The 2,522-nt window shown below is 34.7% G+C and carries 2 protein-coding genes; one reads left to right on the top strand and one right to left on the bottom strand.

Going from position 1 to position 2,522, the window contains the following annotated elements; all coding sequences use genetic code 11:
• Positions 1 to 152 precede the first annotated feature (152 nt).
• Positions 153 to 1,859, top strand: coding sequence for an ATP-binding protein (locus tag ACFIKE_RS04615; RefSeq protein ID WP_375648502.1), 1,707 nt, complete (start codon positions 153 to 155; stop codon positions 1,857 to 1,859).
• An 18-nt stretch (positions 1,860 to 1,877) separates the two neighbouring features.
• Here ACFIKE_RS04615 and mscL read toward each other — a convergent pair whose 3' ends face one another.
• Positions 1,878 to 2,285, bottom strand: coding sequence for a large conductance mechanosensitive channel protein MscL (gene mscL / locus ACFIKE_RS04610; protein WP_375625612.1), 408 nt, complete (start codon positions 2,283 to 2,285; stop codon positions 1,878 to 1,880).
• Between the last annotated feature and the right edge of the window lie 237 nt (positions 2,286 to 2,522).

The following is a 2,522-nucleotide window of genomic DNA, read 5'->3' as shown; positions in this document are numbered from 1 at the left end:
TTCTTTTTATTCTTGTTTTGTTGATGAAACAGTCAAAATTTTGCTACAGACAATTGATATGAGATATCAAGTTATTTTAACCAGAACAGGTAATTGTAAACAAATTAGCATTATTTATTTGAGAGTAAATCCAACACTTTTTAGTTTTAGTTATGCCATTAAAAGCAGATGAATTGAAGTTAAATACAAATGAATTAAAATGTCAGCAAGGAGCTTTTCGTTTTACACCAGAGCTTTTGCCTCGGCCTTTTACGTGGGAAATCGATCATAATGGTTTATTTTGTGAAGTCTCAAAAGAGCTAGCTGAAGTTGTTGGTCCTCTCTCTTCCTCTATTTTAGGATGTAGCTTTCATGAGCTTGCTCATCAATTTAATGATGATCGATATCTGGTTCTCAGTCATTTTATTGAAGCTGCTATGCCTTGGAGTAAAGAGATTGTTCAATGGCCTGTTGATGGTTGCTTACAATGGCTTGATGTTGAGTTGTCGGCTTTGCCAATTTTTGATGTTAAAAAGCAGCTTAAGGGGTTTCGTGGCTTTGGTGTTTTAAAAATACGAAAAGAAGTCCAAGAAAAAATAGATGAAAAGCTGGAAACAGAAATGCCATGTCTTACGGAGATAGAACGTTCAGCTTTTCATGAAATTGCAGAGAAATTACGTGATGAATTGAATTCATCGGTAAAAGAAAAAAAATTAGTTGAAGAAACAGCTATTCAGTTACCATATACACAAACATTGCCGGTAAATGCTATAGAACAAGCTCTCGTAAAAGAGCCCGCAGCAGTTTTATCATTGTTGGATACAGCAACAGATGGTGTTTTATGGTTGGATGAAGAGGGCTTTATTCAATCAGCAAGTAGGGCAGCCTTAGCATTAATGGGTTATGAAATAAATGAACTACGAGGACAGCCACTCTCTTCATTATTTACTTTGCAAAGCCGATTTTTTGTTGAAAAATATTTTAAATCAATCCGTGTGGAGGGGAAAAATCAGGTTTTAAATCGCAGAGAAACAGCTGATTTAATGACGAAAAATCATAAAAATATAACCGTTTTGATAACGATTGTATTTTTGGCACAGCAAGGCAATTATGCTGTTATGTTGCGTGATAGGGCACAAATAGTTCCATCAGGAGGAAAAAAAGCAGAAGAGGATAAAATTGTTGGGGTTGTTCATGAAATACGAACACCTTTGAATGCTCTTATTGGTTTTGCAGAAATTATGAGAGAAGGCCGTTTTGGTTCGATAGAAAATGAGCGCTATCGTGGATATTTACGCGATATTATTTCCTCTGGAAAACATATATTATTGCTGATTAATCAATTACTAGAGTGCTCGAAGATAAATTATTCTGTTTCCAATAACCAGATTGATTCTTCCATTATTTCTGAAACATTTGATGTGATATCTTGTTTACGTGCGACGATAGCTTTTCTTGAAACTCAAGCCAATCAGAACGGCATTATCATGCGTATTGTTGCTCCACCTCATGTTCCATTTATTCCTGTATCACAACAAGTGTTTCGCCAGATTGTATGGAATCTTCTTTCCAATGCTATTCGTTTTACACCTTTGGGTGGACAGATCATTGTTCACGTTTCTTATAGAAAAGAACGTGTAAAAATTTCAGTGAGTGATAATGGTATAGGGATGAACGAAGAAGAGATTATAAAGGCACTGCAGCCTTATGGTCAAGTAGAGCGCAAAGATGGCCGATCTGGTGATAGCGCTTTTATAGGAACAGGTTTAGGCCTCCCAATGTGTAAAGCAATGGTGGAAGAAAGAGGGGGACAATTTTTATTGTTCTCAAAACCCAATCATGGAACAACTGTGGAAATGTTTTTTCCTCGTGTTCCATGATGTAAATCTTGCATAAAATTATTTTTTCTTAGCCAAAAGATCTCTAATTTCTATTAAAAGTTGTTCTTCTGAAGACGTTTTTTTTGGGCTTTCTTCTTCTTTTCTACGGATTTTATTCATAGCTTTAACGAATAAAAAAAGAACCCAAGCGATAATGAGAAAATTGATAAGTAAAGTAATAAAGTGTCCATAGCTAATGGTTGCTCCAGTTGCTTTGGCGGCACTCAATGTTGCTTGTTTTTCGCCAGCAAGTTGAATAAACATATTAGAAAAATCAATTCCACCTGTAATCAGCCCAATGATTGGCATAAAAATATCATTGACAATTGAGTTAACCAAGTTACCAAAAGCACCTCCTATAATCACACCGATAGCAAGATCAATCATATTACCTTTTAGGGCAAATTCTTTGAATTCTTTAAGCATTGCGTTTTCCCCTTTATGTAAGCGATATACGGTAATTTACTTACCGCTTTTGATGAAAAAGGAAAGGGCAGATTTTATTTTTAGGATTATATTACAATATTAATATTATTTTCAAAGAACTTTATAAGGTTTAATAACGAGCATTAGGGCTCTATTTGAATGTACATAGAACATTTCTGAGAGAAAAGCTTTTTTGATAAAAACTATATCTGCTTTTTTCAACAGAAAGTAGAAAAC

Source organism: Bartonella sp. MU70NMGDW, from assembly GCF_042194085.1.
Taxonomy (GTDB): Bacteria; Pseudomonadota; Alphaproteobacteria; order Rhizobiales; family Rhizobiaceae; genus Bartonella; species Bartonella grahamii.
The sequence above is the reverse complement of the archived record's forward strand: the minus strand, read 5'-3'. Positions and strand labels throughout refer to the sequence as shown.